The sequence below is a fragment of the Rhodoferax sp. XS2R6 genome (genome assembly GCF_056521365.1).
This window is the reverse complement of record NZ_JBWMAY010000002.1, coordinates 538,921-563,036: the sequence shown is the minus strand read 5'-3', so window position 1 is coordinate 563,036 and position 24,116 is coordinate 538,921. Positions and strand designations below refer to the sequence as shown.

General features: G+C 56.9%; 19 protein-coding genes. 7 read left to right on the top strand and 12 right to left on the bottom strand.

Annotation, left to right across the window (positions count from 1 at the left end; genetic code table 11):
- Position 1: 1 nt before the first annotated feature.
- The 3 genes from AC097A_RS09145 to AC097A_RS09135 form a co-directional block, all read right to left on the bottom strand.
- Complete coding sequence (locus AC097A_RS09145) at positions 2-697, bottom strand: hypothetical protein (protein ID WP_479620590.1); 696 nt, start codon at positions 695-697, stop codon at positions 2-4.
- Positions 690-2,720 carry an AAA family ATPase gene (locus tag AC097A_RS09140; protein ID WP_479620589.1) on the bottom strand — a complete coding sequence of 677 codons (2,031 nt, stop codon included), beginning with the start codon at positions 2,718-2,720 and terminating at the stop codon, positions 690-692. The genes AC097A_RS09145 and AC097A_RS09140 overlap by 8 nt, the downstream gene beginning before the upstream one ends.
- A gap of 137 nt (positions 2,721-2,857) precedes the next feature.
- Entirely contained in the window at positions 2,858-4,198 is a 1,341-nt protein-coding gene (locus AC097A_RS09135; RefSeq protein ID WP_479620588.1) for an SAM-dependent methyltransferase, read from the bottom strand.
- 66 nt (positions 4,199-4,264) lie between these two features.
- On the opposite strand from AC097A_RS09135, the gene AC097A_RS09130 reads away from it, so the two are divergent.
- The 3 genes from AC097A_RS09130 (at position 4,265) to AC097A_RS09120 (ending at position 8,773) form a co-directional block, all read left to right on the top strand.
- Complete coding sequence (locus AC097A_RS09130) at positions 4,265-5,221, top strand: hypothetical protein (RefSeq protein WP_479620587.1); 957 nt, start codon at positions 4,265-4,267, stop codon at positions 5,219-5,221.
- Positions 5,222-5,327: 106 nt separating this feature from the next.
- Complete coding sequence (locus AC097A_RS09125; protein WP_479620586.1) at positions 5,328-7,739, top strand: Rho GTPase-activating protein; 2,412 nt, start codon at positions 5,328-5,330, stop codon at positions 7,737-7,739.
- A gap of 14 nt (positions 7,740-7,753) precedes the next feature.
- Complete coding sequence (locus AC097A_RS09120; RefSeq protein WP_479620585.1) at positions 7,754-8,773, top strand: hypothetical protein; 1,020 nt, start codon at positions 7,754-7,756, stop codon at positions 8,771-8,773.
- Positions 8,774-8,981: 208 nt separating this feature from the next.
- Here the strand turns inward: AC097A_RS09120 and AC097A_RS09115 are convergent, their stop codons facing one another.
- The 3 genes from AC097A_RS09115 to AC097A_RS09105 all read right to left on the bottom strand — a co-directional run bounded on the left by AC097A_RS09115 (position 8,982) and on the right by AC097A_RS09105 (position 12,072).
- On the bottom strand, positions 8,982-9,650 hold the full coding sequence (locus AC097A_RS09115; protein WP_479620584.1) for a 3'-5' exoribonuclease domain-containing protein: 669 nt from the start codon (positions 9,648-9,650) through the stop codon (positions 8,982-8,984).
- A 278-nt stretch (positions 9,651-9,928) separates the two neighbouring features.
- A complete protein-coding gene (locus AC097A_RS09110; protein ID WP_479620583.1) occupies positions 9,929-10,951 on the bottom strand; it encodes a hypothetical protein in 1,023 nt (340 codons plus the stop codon).
- 272 nt (positions 10,952-11,223) lie between these two features.
- A complete protein-coding gene (locus tag AC097A_RS09105; RefSeq protein ID WP_479620582.1) occupies positions 11,224-12,072 on the bottom strand; it encodes a patatin-like phospholipase family protein in 849 nt (282 codons plus the stop codon).
- 166 nt (positions 12,073-12,238) lie between these two features.
- Between AC097A_RS09105 and AC097A_RS09100 the strand changes: the two genes are divergently transcribed.
- Positions 12,239-13,282 (top strand): extracellular solute-binding protein, encoded by a 1,044-nt coding sequence (locus AC097A_RS09100; RefSeq protein WP_105260624.1) that lies wholly within the window; start codon positions 12,239-12,241, stop codon positions 13,280-13,282.
- 71 nt (positions 13,283-13,353) lie between these two features.
- Positions 13,354-13,842, top strand: a complete 489-nt coding sequence (locus tag AC097A_RS09095) for a DUF1499 domain-containing protein (protein ID WP_479620581.1) — start codon at positions 13,354-13,356, stop codon at positions 13,840-13,842.
- Positions 13,843-13,913: 71 nt separating this feature from the next.
- On the opposite strand, the gene clpA is transcribed toward AC097A_RS09095, so the two are convergent.
- The 3 genes from clpA to icd form a co-directional block, all read right to left on the bottom strand.
- On the bottom strand, positions 13,914-16,235 hold the full coding sequence (gene clpA, locus AC097A_RS09090; protein ID WP_105260622.1) for an ATP-dependent Clp protease ATP-binding subunit ClpA: 2,322 nt from the start codon (positions 16,233-16,235) through the stop codon (positions 13,914-13,916).
- Positions 16,236-16,314: 79 nt separating this feature from the next.
- Entirely contained in the window at positions 16,315-16,671 is a 357-nt protein-coding gene (gene clpS, locus AC097A_RS09085) for an ATP-dependent Clp protease adapter ClpS (RefSeq protein WP_148666396.1), read from the bottom strand.
- Between the two features lie 171 nt (positions 16,672-16,842).
- Positions 16,843-18,096, bottom strand: coding sequence for an NADP-dependent isocitrate dehydrogenase (icd, locus tag AC097A_RS09080; protein WP_479620580.1), 1,254 nt, complete (start codon positions 18,094-18,096; stop codon positions 16,843-16,845).
- Between the two features lie 171 nt (positions 18,097-18,267).
- Between icd and AC097A_RS09075 the strand changes: the two genes are divergently transcribed.
- On the top strand, positions 18,268-18,723 hold the full coding sequence (locus AC097A_RS09075; RefSeq protein WP_479620579.1) for a DUF192 domain-containing protein: 456 nt from the start codon (positions 18,268-18,270) through the stop codon (positions 18,721-18,723).
- A gap of 102 nt (positions 18,724-18,825) precedes the next feature.
- Here AC097A_RS09075 and AC097A_RS09070 read toward each other — a convergent pair whose 3' ends face one another.
- From AC097A_RS09070 to xseA, 3 genes are all read right to left on the bottom strand, one after another.
- A complete protein-coding gene (locus tag AC097A_RS09070; RefSeq protein WP_479620578.1) occupies positions 18,826-21,063 on the bottom strand; it encodes an NADP-dependent isocitrate dehydrogenase in 2,238 nt (745 codons plus the stop codon).
- Positions 21,064-21,309: 246 nt separating this feature from the next.
- Positions 21,310-21,891, bottom strand: coding sequence for a superoxide dismutase (locus AC097A_RS09065; RefSeq protein ID WP_479620577.1), 582 nt, complete (start codon positions 21,889-21,891; stop codon positions 21,310-21,312).
- Between the two features lie 44 nt (positions 21,892-21,935).
- Positions 21,936-23,234: an exodeoxyribonuclease VII large subunit gene (gene xseA / locus AC097A_RS09060; protein ID WP_479620576.1), complete on the bottom strand. Its 1,299-nt coding sequence runs from the start codon at positions 23,232-23,234 to the stop codon at positions 21,936-21,938.
- A 231-nt stretch (positions 23,235-23,465) separates the two neighbouring features.
- Here xseA and AC097A_RS09055 point away from each other — a divergent pair, with 231 nt between their 5' ends.
- Positions 23,466-24,092, top strand: coding sequence for a MotA/TolQ/ExbB proton channel family protein (locus AC097A_RS09055; RefSeq protein ID WP_105260616.1), 627 nt, complete (start codon positions 23,466-23,468; stop codon positions 24,090-24,092).
- Positions 24,093-24,116 lie beyond the last annotated feature (24 nt).

Here is a 24,116-nt window from a genome sequence, read left to right as displayed (position 1 = left end):
GTCAGGCGGCCTTCTTCTGAAGCAGCCGCTGGTAGACGGTCAACACGTCGCGACGATTGACAATGGCTTTCTCTGTCAAGTATTTTCGTATCTGTCGGAGGCCGACTAGCGTTGGCGTCGTCTTGTCGTCAGGAGTCTCTTCAACGAACAGCATGTTTCCTGGGCGCTCGAGCGCTTCCTGATAAGTCAGGTCCTGCTCGAATACCCTATCCAGGCCGCGACGCTCTTGTCGGTCGTGCATGTGCTCGTCGTGCCAGGCGCCTTCGACGACACCCAGGCAAAGATCAAGTAAGAAGGCATAGAGCGCTTCACCGCGCTGGGTGCTTCGTAGCTGGCGGCCGACTTCCAGACCCGCAAGGGTTGCACGGAAATTGCCCTCAAACTGTAAGTGCGTCGATGACGGATGCGGGGAGAAGTCCCGAACCTCCACCAAACCTGACAAGGCCAGCGCTCCTAGCGCGACGTGTGCGGCGCGGTAGTAGGGTCCCTGCTCGGTTCGTCGTGCCCGCTGACGCAGTGGCTGGATCCCATAGAAGCGGCACGAAGCGAACGACATGAACAGCAGCAGATGCAGCTGTTTGCGGGTCAGCTGGCCGATGCCGGCCGCTTCGGCCGCATTGATCGTGAAGAGCATCCAGCGCACAAACTGCAGGCGCTCCTGTGCGCTCTGGGGCACCGCATGGGACAGCCTAGCCATGGAACCGCCCGAGCTCTTCGTTGAGCAGGGACCGCGCTGCACTGTCTTTCAAGGTGTTCGACTTTGCGGTCACCTGAAGTAGGTCAATGAGCTGGGCGCCGTTGGTTTTGCTCGCACGGCGTGGCTTCCCGTCCTTACCGACGCGGCCAAGGAGGGCGGGAATCATGGCGGTGCCATTGACGTTAGAGGTGGCGATTAGGTTTCGAACTGGACCGGAATTCGCTGGCGCGTACTGACGCATGAGGTCTGCTGCGCGGAGCATAAACCAGCTATCCAAGCTGGCTTCCGGGGTTTCGATGACCAACGTCGTTGCACCGTCTGAGCAGGCCATGTCGAGGAGCGTCATGCGAAACGCTAGATCGAGAAACTCCTTCTGCGATTCTGAAACGTTGTCGCTAGTCAGGCGTTCTTTGGGAACCTCATGTGTGCTCGACGTCATGAGGATCGAGAATGACGGCATGCCGACCTGGCCGGCGCCGGTGGCGATCTTCACTTTGTCCTGCGAACCGAACTGTACCTTCACTGTTTCCTGGAGGAATGCCTCGGCATAGGCGGTCAGCTTCGTGCGCAGGACCTCTTTGAAGGTATCGATCTGCACGCGGCCCTCTTTAATGAGCTCGCGGTAGTTCTCGGCCAGTCCCTTACGCTGGCCATCCATCTCTTCCAAAGCATCGCGCTCTGCTTTCAATTCTGCTTCAAGCGCACTGGAGGTCTCAGGTGGGACGGGCAGTTGCGCCTGAAGCGTTTCGAGTGCCAATGCGGTCTCGGAATTCAGTGAGGCTGCCACGCGAAGCGCCTGAAGGGCGGGAGTCATCTGCGTATGAACAACGTCGCGTTTAGCTGCGATGGCAGTTGCGTGTGCCCTGACGCTCTCGATCTTTTGCTCCAAGGTGCGCACCTGAGCGGCGGCCAAGGGCTCAATCTTCGCCCCTTTGCCGCGGCCCGCAATCGAATGGTTGCAGACGAAACAATGGCCGCCCTTAAGTTGTTTTGCAACGGTCTGCACCTGACTCCGATGTCGGTTGCCGCAGACGAAGCAGCCCTGGCCTGAGGCGAGACCAGCCATCAGAAATTTGGCCTTGTCGTCGATGGATGGAAGGGCCTGAGCGATGAAAGCAGCGTCGGCGTGCTCCAGCTCATCCTCTAGGTCGGCGAGTGTCGCCTCCGCTTGATTGAGATCGACATCCAGACCGCGAACTTGTATTTGCAGGGCTTCGGCGACTTGTTGGTGCTTCCGGTATTCCTCTGCTGCCGCACTACGCGCCACCTTTGCGGCTTCGAATCGTGTGCGGAGGTCGCCGGTATCTTGTGCCGCAACCGCCGCTGCTTGACTGGTCTTGAGCCGTTCCTCACGAAGATTTAGCTGGTGGATCCGATTGCGGTAGAGTGTGTCCAGTCGCTGGATGGTCGCGAAGGTGTCATCGGTGTCCGCCGTGAGCTCTCGGTTGAGGAAGAGCATCTTGAAGAACTCGTATTGCGTCGCCGCCGACCACAGGATCGGCTGTCGCTCCTCAGTGAAGAACTGGAGATAGCGTACAACCACGTGGAAGTCGTAGGCGGACGCCAGCCCGCAGAGCCTCGCCATCTCCTCAGAGAACTGCAGTTCCGTCGTGACGGAGCGGTTTCGACCGTTGATCTTGACCGATTTCAGCGCCATCGTCTTGAGGGAACGGATCACGGTGATGGCGCGATCTCCCACCGTGAAGTCCAGCGAGGCTGTGGCGTTGTCACCGAGTTCTTCAGGCACGCGGTCCGCGAAGAACGAGAAGCGCTTGTCCAACACCAGCTCTCGCTTGCTGATCCGGCTCAAGTCGCGGTCGGCCTTGGCCCGGTCCAGCGGACCCAGCAGCATACGCATGAGCAGGTTCAGCAGCGTGGTCTTGCCGACGCCATTGATTCCGGCCAGGACCGTGATGCCAGCGGGAAAATCGAGATCCAATCCCTGGTTGTTGGTCCCCGGGTACAACGAGTAGTTGCGAATACTTAGCCGGACGAAAACTGGCAGCTTGATCTTGGACTTCAAAGAACCCTCCCTGGATGAATGTTGTCCGCATAACCTCATGCGTTCAATCAGTCTTGCACCAGGCTTACGCTCTTTGTGTGCAATTTGTTACATATCTTAGCGCCACCATACGGATCAACCCACTACTGGATCGAAAGTCAAAGCGTGAGTTCCACGATGCTTTCAGCGAGTTGGAGGCCACCACCCTGCTGAGCGCTCGCACGCATCTGTCGCACCTCACGCGTTGTGACCCGCCCAAAACCCATGCTCTTGGCGAGCTCCGCTAGGATCGAAGCGACCTCAATGCGTACGTCGGCGTACCGGGAATCGCCGACAACCATCATGACCCGGCCTGTACTCGTAAGCAGCCGCTGGCTCTGTTCCAGCACCAGCTCCAGATCGCGGAAATACGCCCCGACCATTTCCGGAATGGTTGAGTCCCAGAGCGCCTCGCGGCGGCTTCCAAGAGCGTCCAGCGCACTGCTCAGCTTTTCCGATTTATTCTTAGGGCCTTCGTAGCTGCGCCGGATTTGCACATGGGACCGTAGCGTCTGGTTCCGCAGGGTCAGGTTGTCGGCAGAGGAGCCAATGTAGCCGAGCACCCACAGTTCGACGTTGTAGATGTCGGTGTAGTCGAAGGAGTTCGGGTACGGCGGTGAAAAAACAATCAGATCCGCCTTCTCCTGTACTTGTTGCAACGCCGTGCGCGAATCTCCATTGATAACGGTGACCTGCGAACGCGGTCGATGCTCGAATCGCAGGACGTCTTCGAAAGATGTGTTGAACTGCTTCCCAAAGTGCTGATCCAGCTTCTCGGGCGTCGGCTGATTCAAGTGCCAGGCACCACGGTATCTGCGCCCCTTTCCGTTGACATAGACATTGCTGCAGTTGACCAACACCGACCCGAGTGCCACTCTGAAGAAGCGCTGAACATCGACGTCATCAATGGCGTCGATGCACGTCAGGTACTGCGCGAGCCTGCGGGCGACGTCACGCGGAAAGATCCACCGGTCCTTGCCTTCATCCTCAATGAAAGTCGCTGGCAAATGAGCGAGCCGGGACAGATCGGCAGGTGTGTCTTGCAGTCGCGCCTGGAAGTCGGCTGCTGCCGACAGCAGCTTTTCGCCAGTCAAGGGGCTCAGCTTGGCCTTGATCACGTCGGCGAGAAACGGATTAACCTCCACCGTTGTCGCGTTGATCGACAGCAGCTGCGAGGTGATGGCGCTTGTGCCGGACCCTCCAAACGGATCGATCACATGCGTGGGGCGGTAGCCCAGAGACGCGATGGCCGCGCTTACGAATTCCGGGGAAAAGGCTTCCTTGAAGTGGAACCAGCGCTGGAATGCCGTGCCCTTCCCATCTTGGTTTGTCGTCAGTGCCGCGCCGGTGACCGGCGTAAACGCCGCTGGCGGCAAACCTAAGCCCGAATTGAACCACTGCGGGGTTTGCGCGAAATGCTCTCGCAAGGTCTGGAGGTAGCGCTCGGGTGGATTGCGCATAGTTTTCTTTGATTGTGAAAGTGTGTCATCGTACCTTATTTTCGAAATTATGTACATAATTACGAAATGAATGCAATTCACGTTTCAATCGATCAAGCGCAACGAAGTTGGCTTGGGGCATGCACACATATCCGCGAGGTGACCCGCACGTCTTACGCGGGGGAGGTTCGGCGCTTCCGGGAATATCTGGAAGATGTTGACATCTTTGATACCCAAGCTATTACGGAAGACGCTTGGCTTGATTACCTCCGTAACCTGACCGAAGCTCGATCAACGGTCAGCACAAAACGCACGGATGCGCTAAAGATTTCTAGCGCGCTTCAAGCTGCAAGGATCACACGTTCATTTCTGCGGCATTGCTGGATACAGCGTTGGTTGAACTGGGTGCCGGGGTTAGGAAATCAAAGATGCAGCCCTACTCAATCCGCGTTGAAATTTCGGGTGCCAGACGGTTTGGTGAATTTTTTGCTTGACCCAGGTGAGTTCGACAGCGAGGTGATCAGCCGCTCAAGGTGTATTGTCGGCTTAACTTTCTGGGGAGGATTTCGACCCAAAGAGATAGCGGAACTCCGAGGGCGCGATTTGGTACTAGGTGAGCATGGTGGTGCAATGCTCCGCTCCGATTTCCGGTCTGAGGGCGTGGCTCTGCCGTCCATCATGGTGCAACAGCTCAAGTACTATGCGGCGCTGCGAGCAGAAAACTCGGGGCCTTTGACCTCAGATGCAGCGCTGATCGTCAAGTTGAAGTCGACAATACCCTTATCCGCTTCGGCAGCTTGGAAGGTGCTCAAGGACTGGATCGCCGCGCAAGCTCCTGGTGACAAGACTTTGAGCACGAGGGTGATTCGCGAAAGTTTCAAGCAACTCGCAGGGGCTGAGGCCGAGGACTACATTAGAGTAATAGAGCGGCAGTCTGCGAGCAAACATCGGTTTGCTACTGACTCGGCGAGTCGAATGATCAGTGCTCAGCAAGTCACCGAAGATCTGTTGAGAAAAATGGCGGGATTGGTGCTAAGCCCATAGGCACAACATACTCGACTGATGCGAGGTTGCTTTTGTAAACCGTACTTGGCGATACTTTTTTACTACGATCAATCAATAACGAGAGCGGTCGAACCCTGCTGAACAAATGACAAAGTCCATCGAAGCCGTTCTTGCCGAAGCTGAAGAACTGATCTCTCGGCGTCAATATAACGATGCTTTCAACAACTTGATCACTCTATTTCAGCAGTGCAGCCAAGTTGATATCAGACGACTTCATGAACCGATCAAGGAGATCATTGGCCGCTTCATGCCGCAAAAGCAAAGAAAGCTTGGCGAGGAGCTGAGTAGCCGCCTTGGGCGAATCGAAGCGGCGGTGCACGCAGAAGTACCTGGCAGCCCCTCTGAGCACCCGGTCCGACTGCAGCAATTCGTCACATCGCTCCAAGACAGGTTCTTGGAACTCCGTGAATGGCATATCTTTCAGTGGTCGACCTACTACAGGGACGAGCTCAAGGCGATCATGGCCGATACAGTGGATTTGATGCGCAGCAACAGCGACACTGATACTGCGTTCGCCGAGGTGGGCGCTGCGATACAGGTGCATTCGAGGGAAATATTCACCAAAGGCTTCAGCAGGATCATGTTGCAGGGACAAGCGACGCCGGATGCCGCGGTAGCAAAGGCTTTAGGCGGGCTGCGTTCGTTTCTGGCACTACCGGTGGAAATCTATGCAGACGAAACCTCGCGGATTTTTGAACCGAAGGGCTGTCGCGCCCTTCGAAAGGTAACTTCCCGCATGCTGCGTGGCATCCTAATCGGCTTCTTGAATTCACGGTTCGGGGAGCTCAACGCGCAAGAGCTTTTGACTCGCACCGCAAAGTCCTGGGTTCACGTATTGCCGCTTCTCGAAGAAGCAGATCTCAAGTTGCTCGATCAGAGCATAAGCCTCTGTACCATTGCACCCATTCTCGGGCGTCCGCTTGAACTACTTGCACAGGAGCTTGACCATGCATCTGCAAAAAGCAGTGTGGATGCTGTAGTCGTGACCTCTGCCATGGTCAACATCGATGATGTCACGATTGATCTAACTCTGCGACCACCAGCTGACTCCAGTGACACAAAGCCTCTCGAGTTGGGCATTCTGGGAGGGGGTGGAGGGCTCAGATATCAAATCGAACGACGGGCTAAACTTGGCTACATTGCCTGCCTGACACCTAAGCCCGTGCAAGAGTATTGGAAAGGATCATTTCCCACCAAGGAGGCCAAGGGCATCGTCGTGGCGATGCCAGATGAGGGGGTCAATTCCGTCGGTTTCTTGCTTTCGCGTTTGCGGCTGCGTTTCTACGAGAACACGGTAGTCGTTCAACCCAGCGTGCCACTCAAGACCAACATCGCGGAACGTTTTCCCCTGGAAAATCCTTCCCTCATGTCGTACTTCAGGGTTGATCGACCCAGTGTACGGGCCTTGGAGACAACGCTGTCTACTCGCACCGGAGTGCTCCTGTGGTGCAGCGTCCGTCGCAGCGGGAAAACCACCGGTGTGAGTGAACTTGCCAGCGGCATTGCTGAGCGAAACGCTGTATTTCAGCGTTGCGAGATGACGGGTGGAGATAAGGCAAGTCGCATGCTGTTCGAGGAGGTTTGCGATGCGCTCGAACCTGCGGCACCACTGCCGCGTGATTTTTTGCGCAGTATCGTAGCGCGTGCGGCACCAATGGGCGTACAAGAAAACCGTGGCTCGATACTGATAGTGGATGAATATGACCGCCTGTTTGGTTGGTTGCGGGTCATGGGGCGACGCAGTGAGGATGCGCGTACGCTCGTCGTGCAGCCATTACTAGACCAGTTTGTAGAATTTGCAACGGAGAATCTACTGATTCTCCTGGGCCAGCAGCCCAATGCGCATTTCATTTTTATGGATCAGAACCAGCTGAGCGCCTACGTACATCAGGAACCGTATCCACTTTTCAGTCATGAAAATAGTTCACCCGAAAGCGAGTTCCACGAACTGGTGCGGCGAACTTTCCAGAAGACGCTGACCTTCGATACTTCTTTCGTGGACGCAGTCTTCGAGGAGACTGGTGGTCATCCATTTCTTGCCGTCAACCTGCTGCGTGATTTTGTCGATTGGCTCATTGAGAGAAAAATTATTCCCAGTGAAACCCGTCTAACAAGAGCACTCTATGAAGAATATGCGCTCCACGGATTGACATTGAGCGCGGTAGGAAGAAGCACGCATTACAAGTTCTTTCGGGGCGCTGCCAGTGAGGCCCTATCGGAAGCAAGTATTGAGCAAGGCCCATGGCTACACACAGCTTATAAACTCCTGCGTCATCTCGCACTGAATGGGGGGACGAATACGAGCGCAATGAGTTTTCAAAGAGCCGAGGAATATGTCAATTCCACATTGGTGAGTTCCCAGCTCAGCGCCTACACGGGTAATTCTTTTTTGGCCAGTGCGGCGGAAAGCAATTTCATCGAACTTGTAGATGACCAAGTCAGGGCAAAAATTCCGCTGCTTGCACGCATTTCCGCAGCTGTCGGTGTTGCACATTAACTTCCTATTCACACATGCTCAGTCCTGACACCATTGCGGCTTCGCTCATCCTATTTCATCAACAACAGACAGAAAAGATAGAAGTGTTCTGGATTGAGTCGGCGAGTTCACGCCAGGAACTGGTGGCAGAGTTGACTACGCGCTTCGCAGGCCTCCCAATCCTAGTTACAACGGTCAACAAGAACCGCTTCCATGATGCGAATGGTGTTTCTGATGACCTCAACCTGACCATCCAGGAAAACGAAGAATGGTTCGTTCCTGATAACCGAGAGTTGGTGGGAGAGTGTCAAAAGTTCAGCCTAGTACTCGTTTCCAAGAGACCGTTAGGTATCCCGCAGATATCATCGCCGGTGACGCTGCCGGACTGGTTTCCACAATGGCCATGTGAAATACTGACCGCCGAAGTCAAGAGCGTATTTTCTTCCATCACTTTGTCGCTTGGGTCGCCTGATATTCCGCAGTCCGCCATCAACAGCGCACTCTTCGAACTGGAACGGGCGCTCTGCCATCGGCTCCATACCGTCGCCCAATCGAATCCAACTGCGGCGAATGCACTCATGGCGATGGTAGGTACTGGCGCTGCGCCGGTTAGCGTTACAGATCTCATCGCCAGTTCCAGGCAAGGTCTGCACGCGAGGAACGGCAGCGAGTTCCGGCCGGGCGGTGCGATCGATAGTGATTTCATCGTCTCTCATTTCGCCCGTGTATGGCGCGACTGTCAGCCCGTGCAACGCCAAAATCTCTCGGCTCACACATCAGCAGCACTCGGTTTGAGCACTGTCAGTTCCATTTATCCGCAGTATTCCTTGACGGCGCTGCTATCTCGTGGAAAAGAGAAGTTTCCGGCTACACCTGCGCACATCACCTTTTCTCGCAACTTAATGGTGACAGTTTCAGACGTGGTTCAGTTCGTGAATGGCATGCATCATGCTGATGAATTTCCACAGTTCCCTGCGGTACTCACCATTACTTTTGCCAAAGATTTGGCAAATTCTTGCCGCGCCGCTGCATCGACACTCGGCCAGCTCAGTTAGACATGCATCTGCCGGCATCTGATTCAGTGGACAGTGGTAGCTGTTCAACGCGGGTATGCATGTCAAGCTATTCTTGAGCGAGTGCTAAAATTTCCACTGAGTCTTCAGCTACGTCCCACACTGGGCAATCAGAGCCGAAATGTCGTGTAGCTGGAGGCTTCTTTGTTGACTAACAGCGACCCTGGTTCTCAGGGCCTGCGCCTCCACATCACCAGCCTTCACCTTTGCGACTGAACTCAGACTTTGGATTCAGCGTGAAGGTGACACCTTTCAGGTCGCCTTTTCCCACACTCCAGAGACTGCGCGCTGATCGTAGACCTGCCACCACCTCTTCTGCATCCTTGCGCTTGCGCGCTTTGAGCATCGGCAGACCGCCCACATCCCGGATGTCACCACCCGAGGTGTACCAAGCCCGCTGATTGGCCAAGGCATCGTCCAAGGCATGATTGCGACGCAATCCCTCGGCAAACGCCGCCTCGCGTGCTGCTACGAAAGCGTCAAATTCGTACAGATAGTCCGCGGTGAGAAGCAATGGCTCGCGAGCAAGGTTTTGCGGCCACTGCTTTTGCAGAAGTGCCTCTATCCAGGCCCAGTCCCATTGCGGGGAATCCATGGCCAGCATCACTGGCACACGTAATGCATTGATCCAGTCCGCTAGCCGCTCCTGCAAAGCAGGCACGGTTATGCGCGATGCGCCGCCTTCGAGATGAGGAATGACTTCTCTTTGGGTGTACTCACTCGCGTCCGAGTGTTGCCATGTATCGGATGGCTCGGCGTAGAACTTGTGTTTGCCGGATTCGTCCACCAAGCCTATGGATATGAGCTTAGCGTCCGGGGTTAAATCGGTGAATTCGGTGTCAACAAAAAGGCGGTCCATTTAACGAATCCTCCTGAGTGGTTCCATGAAGACCTTCCACTCCCTATAAATGGCCATCAGCCAGCGAATGGTGCTGGGACTAATCAATTGAATACGCGGCATGGAGCGCATCTTCAAATACAGGATGGGTGGCCGCTCTTACTGACGCATGATTACAAGTGTGACAGCCCCGACAACGGTGACCACTGAAATTATGATCCTTCGAAGCCTCCGGTTCGTCACGCCTTCCCAGCGGAATGCACCATTGCCCTTACTCAAATCTGCTTCGAGAAAAATCTTCATCGTCTGCCCCCTTTTTCTTGCAGCAGCTTTTTAAAATATTCAAAAGTCGCCGCGTAGTCTGGGTTTTCGGCGATGGTAGTCCACTCTTTTGGGGCCTTCGCCACGGCAGATCCAGGAACTACATAGTCGTCAGGGTGCCAAGCAATGACCTTGGCATTGCGTCGCACGATGGTGGCCGGAAGCGCTCCCCCGTTTAGTAAGAGGTCGTAGTCTTGTGGAGTGAGCCGTTTGCCGCTTACGAGAACGCCCAAGTGGTAAGCGAAGTAAACCACCAGTTTGATGTGATCGCGGCAACGCCAATAGGACCAACGTCCTTCGTCCCAAACTTCATACGTCTCCAGGTCTTCTCCCCCGGCCAATGCCTTGGTGCGTCGCAGCACCGGAATGAAGTGAGGCAAACGCTTCCAATCCTGCTCGTCATTTGTCATCGCCAGATCAGTATCCGTTTTGACAAAGAGGATGAGTTCTACGCCTTCGAACTGGTCTTTGGCCTCACACAGCTTGTCTGCTGCCGTCTCCATTGCCTTGTACCAACAATGCGGAGTGGACTCGAAGACCTGGTCACTCTTACCTGCAAGCCAGTCATATCCGACGTAAAACCGATCTGCAACACTGCGAATAACAGGGGAGGACAACTTGAGCTGCAAAGCATCTACTGATGCAAAGTCAGCCAATGTAAAACCAAGATCAGCCAACGCTTCGACCGCAGCAGGAAAAGAAAGTTGGTGCTCTTGAATGAGTACGTTGAAGCGTTCCGCAACTCCACGTAATGCTGCTGCCCCGCCATCTCGGCCCTGAGTCGACATAGCTACGCCATCGAGAATGGCCCCGGCAACCCCGGCAATTGAGCCGCCCAAGTAGTTCGCCTGGGCTTCTAGAAATGCTCTTGTCTCAGGCCTCACGACTACCGGGAAACGTCCCGGGTTCGTGGAAGCCGGTTGCTTCAACGATTCATCAGTTGCGGCTCCGACGAGCCGGTAAAGGATTTCTTGAAGAGTGGGGACAAAGCGTGTGGCCATATGATTGATTCATCTTGATTCACTTTAATTTTAGTGAATCAAAATGAATCGTCAAGCAGTATTTGAGAAATTGTTGCTTTGGCGATGTAAGTCTTTCCGAGAAGAGATGTGCGGGCTGTGCACCGCAAGGGAATCATGAAGTTCAAGCGTATGGGGACTGCACCCCACCACCAGCTTCGGTTTGCTACGGTTCAAATATCTGTAACCGGTAGCAGCGGTTGGTGGATTGTCATTTGCTACTCAAGAGCGTTGGCCCCGCCAAAATCGCCCCTTCAGCGCATGCGGGCGGCTAACGCCGCCTTGAGTTCAGGGATAGCCCGCAGCATGGCCTGGCGGCCAGCGTCGATGGAGCGCTTACGGGCACTAAAGTCTGAACTGGCTATGCCCTGCAGGGCCGGGCGAACCACCACATCGGCATCACGCAGCTCAAAGGTGTTGATGCTTTTGCCCATGATGGAAAAGGTTTGCAACAGGATTTCCAGCGTACCGCCGGTCAGACTGCCCTCGGGTGGGCTGGAAATATCCACCGCAATCACAAAATCAGCGCCCATCTTGCGCGCCGCCCCTACCGGCACCGGCGAGACGAGCCCGCCGTCCACATACTCACGCCCTGAAATTTTGACCGGCTGAAACACGGCTGGCACGGCACTGGAGGCGCGCACGGCCGTGCCCGTATCCCCACGTTGGAAGATCACGTCCTTGCCGGTGTTCAGGTCGGTGGCAATGATGCCCAAGGGCAGCGGCATGTCCTCAATGCGGCGCGAACCGACCTGGGTATTCACATAACGGGCCAATGCTTCGCCCCGCAACATGCCGCGGCTGAAGATCGGCAGGGTCCAGTCGGCAATGGCGGCCTCTTCCATGGTTTCTGCCACACGCTGCAACTGGGCTCCAGTCTTGCCACTGGCATAAATGGCGGCGACAAGACTGCCTGCAGAGGTGCCGGTCACCAAGGCGGGTCGTATGCCGTTCTCCTCCAGCACCTGGATCACGCCCACGTGGGCAAACCCGCGCGCAGCACCACCGCCCAGAGCCAAGCCTATTTTGGGAGGCGGCTTGACCACCATGGGCGGCACCACGGGCACCGAAGGGTTGGCATCCACCACCGGTGTATCAACCACTGGGGCAGACGCACACCCCACCAAAACGCAGACCGCGCACACGACAACCGGCGTCGCCCAAACTCTTTTCACCCACTCCGTGACTAGCATCAATTTACCTTTATTACGAATGATTCGTGTTTGTTCTATGATGCGGCTGGTTCCCACAACATCCGAGCGACACACCATGAAAATTTCTCGCATTACCCTGGCCGCACTGATGGCCGTTAGCGCAACCGGCGCCATGGCGCAAGAGCAAACGCTGAACATTTATTCAGCACGCCACTACCCCACGGATGAGGCGCTGTACACCAACTTCACCAAGGCCACCGGCATCAAGCTCAACCGGGTGGACGCCGATGATGCGGGTATTCTGGCGCGCTTGAAAGCAGAGGGCACCGCATCCCCCGCCGACATTATCTTGCTGGTAGATGCCAGCCGCCTGTGGCGCGGTGAAGTGGATGGCCTGTTCCAGCCCGTCAAGTCCAAGTTGCTCGAAGACGCCATACCTGCACAGTTGCGCGGCAAAACAGCCGCCGATGGTGGCACACCTTGGTATGGTTTCTCCACCCGCGCACGCGTCATTGTGTATGACAAGGCGAAGGTCAACAAAGACGATGTGGACACCTACCAGGAGTTGGGTGACGCCAAGAACAAAGGCAAGCTGTGCATCCGCTCCGGCTCCCACCCCTACAACCTGTCTCTGTTCGGCTCTGTGGCCGAGCATTTGGGTGACGCTGCAGCGGAACAATGGCTCAAGGGCATGGTCGACAACATGGCGCGCGCGCCCAAGGGCGGCGATACGGACCAGATCAAGGCGGTTGCCAGCGGCGAATGCGGCATTGCGGTCACCAACTCCTACTACCTGGCCCGCTTGATGCGCTCAGAGGTCCCTGCAGACAAAGCCGTAGTTGAACGTATCGGCGTGGTGTTCCCCAACCAGGCTTCCTGGGGCACCCACATGAACATCGCCGGTGGCGCAGTCGCCAAGAACTCCAAGAACGTGGCCAATGCCGTCAAGTTCCTCGAATACCTGGCCAGCCCCTCCGCCCAAGAACACTTTGCGAACGGCAACAATGAGTGGCCCACCGCCAAAGGTGTGAAGTCCAACAACCCTGCGCTGCAAGCCATGGGCGGTGGCTCGTTCAAGAGCGAAACCATTCCTATCAGTGTGGTGGGCATGAACCAAGTGAAGGTTCAGCAAATGCTGGACCGCGTGGGCTTCAAGTAAGCTAGGATTTGTGCGCGCCCTGCCCTTGCGGCAAGGCGCACACCATCACACTTGCTGGGAGAGGGTTCGCCATGAAAGTCGTTTGGTCCATTGCTTTGCTGTTCTTCGTCATTACAGCGCTGCTGTTTCTGGCGGGCCAACTGGGTATGCTCAAAGGGGCGACACCCTCTGACTTGGGTCTCAAAGACGGGCGACTAAAGCCGCCCGCCCGCACACCCAATAGTGTCAGCAGCCAGGCAGATCTGTATCCAGACCATCCGCAAGCCCAATATGCGGCCATTGCCCCCCTGGATTACCAAGGGAATGCCAAAGCAGCCATGGCCAAACTGGCTAGCGTGGTGCAAGCCCAAACAGGCACGGTCATCATGTCGCAAACCGATGACTACTTGTATGCCCAAAGCACGACCAAGCTACTGCGCTTTACCGACGATGTTGAATTCTGGCTGGATGCCACCAACCAAAAGATCCATGTACGCTCTGCAAGCCGTATCGGACGCAAAGACTTTGGCGTGAATCGACAGCGCATCGAAGCTATTCGGGCCCAGTTTCAAGCCAGCTGATGGCGCGAAAGGTGCCATAAAAATAGGGCGCTTAAAGCGCCCTATTTTCTTTTGGCCGTCAACGGCAGCGATCAGCCCGCCGTAGCCTCTTCAGGCTTGGACTTGCCCTCCTTCTTGGGCAGGGGCTGTATGTCCAGAATCACTTCGGTCTTGTCGGCCACCGCATCGTCCAGGTCCACAGTCAGTCGCCCGCCATCCACCAGACGGCCGAACAACAACTCATCCGCCAAGGCACGGCGAATCGTGTCTTGAATGAGACGTTGCATGGGGCGTGCGCCCATGAGTGGATCAAACCCTTTTTTGCCCAGGTGCTTGCGCAACTTGTCGGTGAAGGTAACGTCCACTTTTTTCTCGGCCAGTTGGGTTTCCAACTGCAGCAAGAACTTGTCGACCACACGCAGGATCACCACCTCGTCCAGCGCCTTGAAGCCCACGATGGCATCCAGTCGGTTACGGAACTCGGGCGTGAACAGGCGCTTGATGTCCACCATCTCGTCGCCCGCTTCACGCGGATTGGTGAAGCCAATCGTGGCCTTGTTCATCGTCTCGGCGCCCGCGTTAGTCGTCATGATGATGATGATGTTGCGGAAGTCCGCCTTGCGGCCATTGTTGTCGGTCAGAGACCCGTGGTCCATCACCTGCAGCAGCACATTGAAGATGTCCGGATGGGCTTTCTCAATTTCATCCAGCAACAGCACCGCATGCGGCTTCTTGGTCACAGCCTCGGTCAACAGACCACCTTGGTCAAAGCCCACATAACCCGGGGGCGCACCAATCAGGCGGCTCACGGCATGGCGCTCCATGTATTCGCTCATGTCAAAACGAATCAGGTCAATGCCCATGATGTAAGCCAGCTGCTTGGCGGCTTCGGTCTTGCCAACACCCGTGGGGCCGCTGAACAGGAAGGAGCCAATTGGCTTGTCACCCTTGCCCAGACCGGAGCGCGCCATCTTGACCGCCGAGGCCAGGATATCAAGCGCCTTGTCTTGGCCAAACACCACACTCTTCAAGTCACGTTCCAGTGTCTTGAGTTTGCTGCGATCATCATTGGATACATTGGCCGGAGGAATGCGTGCGATCTTCGCCACGATTTCTTCGACCTCGGTTTTGCTGATGGTCTTCTTGCGTTTGCTGGGCGCCAGAATGCGCTGGGCGGCACCGGCCTCGTCAATCACGTCAATTGCCTTGTCCGGCAAGTGGCGGTCGTTGATGTACTTCGCGCTCAACTCTGCGGCGGCTTGCAGCGCAGCCAACGCATATTTGACGTTGTGGTGCTCTTCGAAACGGGACTTCAAACCCTTGAGGATTTCCACGGTCTGGTCGATGGTGGGCTCCACCACATCCACCTTCTGGAAACGGCGAGACAACGCAGCATCCTTCTCGAAAATGCCACGGTACTCGGTAAAGGTGGTGGCACCAATACACTTGAGCTGGCCCGAGCTCAAACTGGGCTTGAGCAAATTGGAAGCATCCAGCGTACCGCCGGAAGCAGCACCTGCACCAATCAAAGTGTGGATTTCATCAATGAACAACACCGCATTGGGCCGGTCCTTGAGAGCTTTCAAAACACCTTTGAGGCGTTGCTCGAAATCGCCGCGGTACTTGGTACCCGCCAACAGGGCGCCCATGTCCAACGAATAGACGACCGAATCGGCCAAAATTTCTGGCACCTCATTTTGAGAGATGCGCCAAGCCAGGCCCTCGGCAATCGCTGTTTTGCCTACTCCCGCCTCACCCACCAATAGTGGGTTGTTTTTGCGGCGACGGCACAGGATCTGAATAACCCGCTCCACCTCGTACTCACGGCCAATCAGCGGATCAATCTTCCCGTCCTTGGCCATCTGGTTCAGGTTTTGGGTGTACTGCTCCAAAGGCGAGGTTTTCTCGCTTTTCTCAGCCCCGCCCTCTTCTGCCTCAGCGGGGTTTTCGCTTGACTTGGCGGCTTCAGGTGGATCACTTTTCTTGATGCCGTGGGCAATGAAGTTCACCACGTCCAGGCGTGTAACACCCTGCTGGTGGAGGTAGTAGACCGCGTGTGAATCTTTCTCGCCAAAGATGGCAACCAATACGTTGGCGCCGGTGACTTCTTTCTTGCCACTGCCGGTGCTCTGCACATGCATGATGGCGCGCTGGATCACGCGCTGAAAACCCAGGGTGGGCTGGGTATCCACCTCATCGCTACCCGCCACCTGGGGCGTGTTGTCCTTGATGAAGTTGCTCAGGGATTTGCGCAGATCGTCGATGTTGGCCGCACAAGCCCGCAGCACTTCGGCAGCGCTGGGGTTATCGAGCAAGGCCAACAGCAAGTGCTCTACGGTGATGAACTCATGTCGCTGCTGCCGCGCTTCGACAAACGCCATGTGCAGGCTGACTTCCAATTCTTGGGCAATCATATGAATTCCTTTTTGCCTTGCTGTGTTGAATAACTGTAATGCGTTTTACGTCGCGCAAAGCGCTTACGCCGCAAATACCCTACAAATCGACCGGCTCGCTCACACACTGCAGAGGGTGACCGGCTTTGTGCGCCGCCTCCATGACCTGGTCTACCTTGGTCGCCGCAATGTCCTTGGAATACACGCCACAAACGCCCCGCCCATCCAAATGGATCTTGAGCATGATTTGCGTGGCGGCCTCCAGATCCTTGCCAAAAAACTCCTGAATCACCACCACCACAAACTCCATGGGGGTGTAATCGTCATTGAGCATCACCACCTGGTACATGGAAGGCGGCTGCACCTTTTGTGTCAGGCGCTCCATCACGACAGAGCCGTCCCCGTCTCCGGTAGAGGGCGGCGAGATCATCGGTTTGGTGGGTTTGTTGGTAGCCATGCGTGAGATTTTATCGGGCGCTTACTGGTGTACACGCTGGCGATGTTTTTTGGAGTTGGTGACAAAATTTCAGGTTTCAAGCCGCGCCAGAAAAAAACCGCTGCGCAGCCTAGCTCCACAGCGGTTTTCGGGGCCGACGAGGCGCTGCACGCAGCGCCCGCACAACACGTCTCACATATTGTCGATCATGACCTGGCCGAAGCCGGAGCAGCTGACCTGCTTGGCACCGTCCATCAGGCGGGCAAAGTCATACGTCACTTTTTTGCTGGCGATGGACTTCTCGATGGAACTGATGATGAGATCGGCCGCTTCTTTCCAGCCCATGTGGCGCAACATCATTTCCGCTGACAGGATCTCGGACCCGGGGTTCACATAGTCCTTGCCCGCATATTTTGGCGCCGTGCCGTGGGTGGCCTCAAACATGGCCACGGTGTCCGACAAGTTGGCACCAGGGGCAATCCCAATGCCCCCCACCTGAGCAGCCAATGCGTCGGAGATGTAGTCGCCGTTGAGGTTGAGGGTGGCCACCACGCTGTACTCCACCGGGCGCAACAGGATTTGCTGCAAAAAAGCATCGGCAATGCTGTCCTTGATGATGATGTCCTTGCCCGACTTGGGGCTCTTGAACTTACACCAGGGGCCACCATCAATCAGCTCCGCACCAAACTCCTTTTGTGCCAATGCATAGGCCCAGTCGCGGAAGCCACCCTCGGTGAACTTCATGATGTTGCCCTTGTGCACAATCGTCACATTGGGTTTGTCGTTGTCAATGGCGTACTGAATGGCCTTGCGCACCAAACGTTCTGTTCCTTCGCGTGACACAGGCTTGATGCCGATGCCTGAGGTGTTGGGAAAGCGAATCTTCTTGACGCCGAATTCGTCTTGCAGGAATTTGATCAGCTTCTTGGCCTTGTCAGACTCCGCTTCAAACTCGATGCCAGCGTAGATGTCTTCCGAGTTCTCACGGAAGATCACCATATTGGTCTTCTCGGGTTCCTTCAGCGGACTGGGAACACCCTTGAAGTACTGAATCGGCCGCAAACACACATAGAGGTCGAGCTCCTGGCGCAGCGCCACGTTCAGTGAGCGAATGCCGCCCCCCACCGGTGTCGTCAGTGGGCCTTTGATCGACACCACGTACTCGCGCACCACGTCCAGTGTCTCTTGGGGCAGCCAGACATCGGGGCCATAAATTTTGGTGGACTTTTCACCCGCGTAGACCTCCATCCACTGAATCTTGCGTGCACCACCATAGGCCTTGGCGACTGCCGCATCCACCACTTTGAGCATCACCGGGGTGATATCCAGCCCCGTACCATCACCCTCGATGTAAGGAATGATGGGATGGTCCGGCACATTCAATGTTTTGTCGGCATTGACAGTGATTTTTTGGCCTTCGGCAGGCACCTTGATGTGCTGGTACATAGAAACGGAACTCCGGGTTCGGTGCGCTAACAATGTGACGCCACACACCACAAACGAATGGCGAGTGCATGGACTTGAACGTCAGAATTCTAGTTGTAAATCCCGCCCAGCCTCTCCCGCGCATGGCGCACAATTCAAACACCCGCCCACCAACCCGCAAACGGACAACGCATGAAATCTTTCGGTAGCTACTTGGCTGCGCTCTGCCTGGCACTGGCAGGTCCTGCACTCGCGCAAGACACCCCCCAAACCAATTTGCCACGCGTCAAACTCACGGCCGGCATGCACCTCATCGACGCACAAGTGGCGCAAACCTCGGACCAGCGCACCATCGGACTCATGTTCCGCAAAGACATGCCGCAGCACGAAGGCATGCTTTTTATCTTTGAACAACCTTCTGGCTTGTGTTTCTGGATGAAAAACACCTTGCTGCCTCTGACGGCCGCGTTTGTGGCCGATGACGGCACCATCGTCAACCTCGCCGACATGAAGCCGCAAACAACGGACTCCCATTGCGCCAGCAAACCGGTACGCTACGTACTGGAAATGAACCAAGGCTGGTTTGCCAAACGCGGCTTCAAAGCAGGTAGCAAACTTGGTGGGGCACCCTTTGAGAGCCGTAAATAAGACACCGTTGACCGCTCTCGCACCATGAAAAAGCCCCTTCAAGCCGAAGCTTGAAGGGGCTTTGAACATTGCGCTGCAGACCCTAAGGCCCGCCACACACCGTTACGCTTTTACCGATGCCAATGCGGCATTCAGCGTCTGGCTGGGGCGCATCACTGCGTCCAGCTTGCTGGTGTCGGGCAGGTAATACCCACCGATGTCCGCTGGCTTGCCTTGCACCGCAGCCAACTCCGCCACGATGGTTTGCTCGTTGTCGGTTAGTTGTTTGGCCAATGGCGCAAACAGCTTCGCCAGTGCTGCGTCGTCGGTCTGCGCGACCAGTTCCTGCGCCCAGTACAGGGCCAGGTAAAACTGGCTGCCACGGTTGTCGAGCTGGCCAGTTTTGGGAGACGGATTTTTGTTGTTGTCCAACAATTTGCCCGTCGCAGCATCCAGCGTTTTGGCCAACACTGCGGCCTTGGCGTTGCCCGTTTTCAGACCCAAGTCCTCCAACGACACGGCCAACGCGAGGAATTCACCCAGCGAATCCCAGCGCAAGTGGTTTTCTTCCACCAGTTGTTGCACGTGTTTGGGAGCCGAGCCGCCCGCACCGGTTTCGTACATGCCGCCGCCCGCCATCAAAGGCACGATGGAGAGCATCTTGGCCGAGGTGCCCAGTTCCATGATGGGGAACAAGTCGGTCAGATAGTCACGCAGGATGTTGCCAGTGGCGCTGATGGTGTCCTGGCCACGGATCACGCGTTCCAGGGTGTAGCGCATGGCACGCACCTGGCTCATGATCTGGATGTCCAGGCCTACGGTGTTGTGCTCGTGCAGGTACATCTTGACCTTGGTGATCAACTGCGCTTCGTGCGGACGGTAGGAGTCGAGCCAGAACACGACGGGCATGCCCGAGTTGCGCGCGCGGTTGACGGCAAGCTTGACCCAGTCGCGGATCGCTGCGTCCTTGACCTGGCACATGCGCCAGATGTCGCCGGCTTCCACGTTTTGGCTCAGCAGCACTTCACCCGTGGCCAAGTCGGTGATGTTGGCCACACCGTCTTCCGAGATTTCAAACGTTTTGTCGTGTGAACCGTATTCTTCGGCCTGTTGCGCCATCAGGCCCACGTTAGGCACGGTACCCATGGTCTTGGGGTCAAAGTTGCCATGCCATTTGCAGAAGTTGATGATCTCCTGGTAAATGCGCGCAAAGGTCGATTCAGGCATCACGGCCTTCACATCCTTCAGGCGACCATTGGCGTCCCACATCTTGCCGCCGTTGCGGATCATGGCCGGCATGGAGGCGTCCACGATGATGTCGTTGGGCGAGTGGAAATTGGTAATGCCCTTGGCAGAGTCCACCATGGCAAGCTCGGGGCGGTGCTCGTGGCAGGCGTGCAGGTCGCGCTTGATCTCGTCCTGCTTGCTTTGCGGCAAGGTGGCGATCTTGGTGTACAGGTCGGCCATGCCGTTGTTGACGTTAACACCCAGCTCTTTGAACAAGGCGCCGTGTTTTTCAAACGCCTCCTTGTAGAAGATCTTGACGCAGTGGCCAAACACGATGGGGTGCGACACCTTCATCATGGTCGCCTTGACGTGCAAGGAGAACATCACGCCGGTCTTGCGCGCGTCTTCGATTTCCTTCTCGTAGAACTCCAGCAGCGCTTTTTTGCTCATGAACATGCTGTCGATAACTTCACGGTCCAGCAGCGACACTTTGGACTTGAGCACGATGGTCTGGCCGCTCTTGGTGATCAACTCCATCTTGACGTCACGGGGGCGGTCCAGCGTCATGGACTTTTCACCGTGGTAGAAGTCCCCGGCGTGCATGTGTGACACGTGTGAACGCGAGGCCTGGCTCCACTCGGCCATGCTGTGAGGGTTCTTGCGCGCGTATTCCTTCACGGCCTTGGGCGCGCGGCGATCCGAGTTGCCTTCGCGCAGCACAGGGTTCACGGCGGAGCCGATGCAGCGGGCATAACGGGCGCGAATGGACTTTTCTTCGTCAGTCTTGGGCGCTTCGGGATAGTCCGGAATGGCGTAACCCTTGGATTGCAGCTCCTTGATACAGGCTTGCAACTGGCCGACGGACGCGCTGATGTTGGGCAGCTTGATGATGTTGGCATCGGCTTGCAGCGTCTTCTTGCCCAGCTCGGCCAGGGTATTGGGCAGCCGTTGGTCTTCAGGCAGAGATTCAGGGAACTCACCCAGTACCCGGGCCGCCACCGAGATATCACTCTCGGTCACATTGATGCCCGCAGGCGCCGCAAAGGTGCGAATGATGGGCAAAAAGGACGCCGTGGCCAGGCGGGGTGCCTCATCGGTCAGGGTGTAGATGATGGTGGGTTGCTGGGTACTCATCTCTTGTCTCCAAAAAATAGATAGGGGTGGCGCCGTGGGTCTGCACTACCCACCGGCTTTATTAACCGGATAGTCCGTGATTGTGCTTTCAGCGGTCTGACCCAAACCTTGTTTTTTGCAACGCATTCTCACCATACGGAATTTAACTTCATTCTGGTGAAATTTTTTTAAGCCCTAGTCCACGCATGGCAACAAAAAAGGCCAACAGGTTGCCCTGTTGGCCCTTCAGACGCCGCAAGGCGGCACTCAGGCGAAGTTCTGCGCCGCAAATTCCCAGTTCACCAGCTTGTCGAGGAAAGTCTCGACAAACTTGGGGCGCATATTGCGGTAATCGATGTAGTAGGCGTGTTCCCACACGTCCACCGTCAACAGCGCGGTGTCAGCGGTGGTCAGGGGCGTGCCGGCAGCACCGGTGTTCACGATGTCCACGGAGCCGTCGGGCTTTTTCACCAGCCAGGTCCAGCCGGAACCGAAGTTGCCCACAGCCGATTTGACAAAGGCTTCCTTGAAAGCAGCATAGCTGCCCCATTTGGCATTGATGGCGGTTGCCAGCGCTCCTGTGGGTTCACCACCACCAGCGGGCTTCATGCAGCTCCAGAAGAAGGTGTGGTTCCAGATCTGGGCAGAGTTGTTGTAGATGCCGCCGCTGGACTTCTTGATGATTTCTTCGAGCGTCATGCTCTCGAATTCGGTGCCCTTTTGCAGGTTGTTCAGGTTCACCACGTAGGCATTGTGGTGCTTGCCATGGTGGAACTCCAAGGTTTCTTTGGAGTAAGCGGGAGCCAAAGCGTCGATCGCGTAGGGCAAGGCGGGCAAGGTATGTTCCATGGAGTCCTCTGGGTTGGTTAGCAAGAAAAATGGGATTGTAGAAACTAATTGGCCGCCTGTTGGCTGACCTGAACATCAACCGCACCGTCGGCAAGGGTTGCCCGCAAGCGGTCCCCCGGCTGGAGCTGGGCCACCCGTGTCACGGCCTGTCCCGACGCATCGCTGAGCCAGGCATAACCCCGGCGTAACACCAATCTGGGGTCCAGCAGTTCCAGGCGCAAGCCAGCCCGCGCTGTGCGCTCCTGCTGGACTTGGTGGGCACGCGTCAGACTGGGCAACAGGCGTTGTTGGGCATGCTGCCAGGTGGAGCGCTTCCACTGCACATCGGACACCACAGCCTGCAGCATGCGCTGCCGCAAAGCCACCAGCCCTGCACTCCGCTGCGCGACGATGGACGAAGGCCGCCCCAGACGTGCCGAGACGCCATCCAGGCGTTGCGACTGCCGGTCCACCACGCGCATCAGGGTCGCCTGGAGGCGGTCCTGCTGGCTGTCTACCAAGCCTAGCAGCTGCTCGGTTGCGGGGCTCACCATCTCGGCTGCTGCCGTCGGCGTGGGCGCCCGCACATCGGCCACAAAGTCGGCAATCGTAAAGTCGGTTTCGTGCCCCACACCACTGACCACGGGCACCGGGCTGGCCGCAACCGTGCGCGCAAGTTGTTCGTCGTTGAAGGCCCACAGATCCTCCATGGAACCGCCACCCCGCACCAGCAAAATGGCATCCACGCCCTGCGACTGCGCGCCCCGGTAACGGTAGAGCGACTCCAGCGCCTGCACCAACGCGGGGCCCGCCCCCTCCCCTTGCACCATGGCTGGCGCCAGCACCACCTGCACATGGGGCGCCCGTCGGCGCAGGGCGGTCACCACATCGTGCAAGGCGGCCGCACCCAGCGAGGTCACCAGACCGATGGTGCGCGGCACGGCGGGCAATGCCCGTTTGCGTGCGGCGTCAAACAAACCTTCGGCTTCCAGCGTCGCCTTGAGGCGCATGAACTGCTCAAACAGGTTGCCCTGCCCCTGGCGCGTCATGCTTTCCACAATCAACTGCAAATCGCCACGCGGGCCATAAATGTCCAGGCGTCCGGTCAGCTCCACCAGCTCGCCCTCGCGCGGCGCAAAGTCCAGCTGGGACGCGGCCCGCTTGAACATGGCACATCGCAGTTGGGCTTGCGCGTCTTTCAGGGTGAAGTAACAGTGGCCACTGCTGGCCCGCGTGAAGCTGGCCAGCTCCCCAGTGACTCGCACCGGGTTAAAACGTGCATCCAGCGTATCGGCCAAGGCACGGCACAGGGCCGATACCGGCCACACCCGCCGTGTCGGGAGCTCGGTCTCAAACGCGGGCATACACACGGCTCCGGCAGGCGCCAGCGCACGGGCGTGCGTAGCAAGTTGTTGAATTGATTGGTTTTTCCACTGCTGTATTTGTCATCAAACTGTTCGCACCCGCATGCAGATGGGCCTGGAGGGCTTGGCAGGTGCAGTTGCCCACATACTTATCCACACATTTTGTGAAAAATGGACACACCGGGGTACGCCATAATCAGCCAGCTTTTTACTCTGCGTGGGGTTTCACTCTTGTTTTCCATCATACAAGCCGCGGGTTGGCCGATCTGGCCTTTGATTGCCTGCTCCATCCTGGCCCTGGCCATCGTCATTGAACGATTTATCAGTCTTAAAGTCGCCAAGGTAGCGCCCCCCCGCCTGCTGGAAGAAGTGCTCAGCGTCACCCGCACCAGCGTGCCGGCACCCGACGTGGTCACCCAGCTCGAAAAAAACTCGGCCTTGGGCGAGGTGCTGGCCAGCGGCCTGCGCGCCGTGAATGCCGACCCCCATATCTCGGAAGACGATGTGCGCGCCACCATGGAAGGTGCGGGCCGACGCGTCACGCAACGCCTGGAACATTACCTGGGTGCCTTGGCCACCATCGCATCGGCCGCACCCCTGCTGGGACTGTTTGGCACCGTGGTGGGCATGATTGAAATTTTTGGCTCACAGGCTCCTGGTGGCAGCACGGGCGGCAACCCGGCGCAGCTGGCACACGGCATTTCGATTGCGCTGTACAACACTGCCTTTGGCCTGATCGTGGCCATCCCCTCGCTGATTTTCTGGCGCTACTTCCGCGCCCGCGTCGATGGTTATTTGCTGACGCTGGAACTGGCGGCCGAGCACCTGAACCGGCACCTCAAGGCCATGCGCAAGTAAGCCGGCCCCCTTTATAGACGCCAC

Bases quoted from the DNA above. Each gene is read 5' to 3' on its own strand.
- AC097A_RS09145 (WP_479620590.1), bottom strand. From the start codon at position 697: ATGGCTAGGCTGTCCCATGCGGTGCCCCAGAGCGCACAGGAGCGCCTG.
- AC097A_RS09130 (WP_479620587.1), top strand. From the start codon at position 4,265: ATGAATGCAATTCACGTTTCAATCGATCAAGCGCAACGAAGTTGGCTT.
- AC097A_RS09135 (WP_479620588.1), bottom strand. From the start codon at position 4,198: ATGCGCAATCCACCCGAGCGCTACCTCCAGACCTTGCGAGAGCATTTC.
- clpA (WP_105260622.1), bottom strand. From the start codon at position 16,235: ATGATTGCCCAAGAATTGGAAGTCAGCCTGCACATGGCGTTTGTCGAA.
- AC097A_RS09100 (WP_105260624.1), top strand. From the start codon at position 12,239: ATGAAAATTTCTCGCATTACCCTGGCCGCACTGATGGCCGTTAGCGCA.
- AC097A_RS09095 (WP_479620581.1), top strand. From the start codon at position 13,354: ATGAAAGTCGTTTGGTCCATTGCTTTGCTGTTCTTCGTCATTACAGCG.
- icd (WP_479620580.1), bottom strand. From the start codon at position 18,096: ATGTACCAGCACATCAAGGTGCCTGCCGAAGGCCAAAAAATCACTGTC.
- clpS (WP_148666396.1), bottom strand. From the start codon at position 16,671: ATGGCTACCAACAAACCCACCAAACCGATGATCTCGCCGCCCTCTACC.
- AC097A_RS09065 (WP_479620577.1), bottom strand. From the start codon at position 21,891: ATGGAACATACCTTGCCCGCCTTGCCCTACGCGATCGACGCTTTGGCT.
- AC097A_RS09070 (WP_479620578.1), bottom strand. From the start codon at position 21,063: ATGAGTACCCAGCAACCCACCATCATCTACACCCTGACCGATGAGGCA.
- AC097A_RS09075 (WP_479620579.1), top strand. From the start codon at position 18,268: ATGAAATCTTTCGGTAGCTACTTGGCTGCGCTCTGCCTGGCACTGGCA.
- AC097A_RS09110 (WP_479620583.1), bottom strand. From the start codon at position 10,951: ATGGCCACACGCTTTGTCCCCACTCTTCAAGAAATCCTTTACCGGCTC.
- AC097A_RS09120 (WP_479620585.1), top strand. From the start codon at position 7,754: ATGCTCAGTCCTGACACCATTGCGGCTTCGCTCATCCTATTTCATCAA.
- AC097A_RS09115 (WP_479620584.1), bottom strand. From the start codon at position 9,650: ATGGACCGCCTTTTTGTTGACACCGAATTCACCGATTTAACCCCGGAC.
- xseA (WP_479620576.1), bottom strand. From the start codon at position 23,234: ATGCCCGCGTTTGAGACCGAGCTCCCGACACGGCGGGTGTGGCCGGTA.
- AC097A_RS09125 (WP_479620586.1), top strand. From the start codon at position 5,328: ATGACAAAGTCCATCGAAGCCGTTCTTGCCGAAGCTGAAGAACTGATC.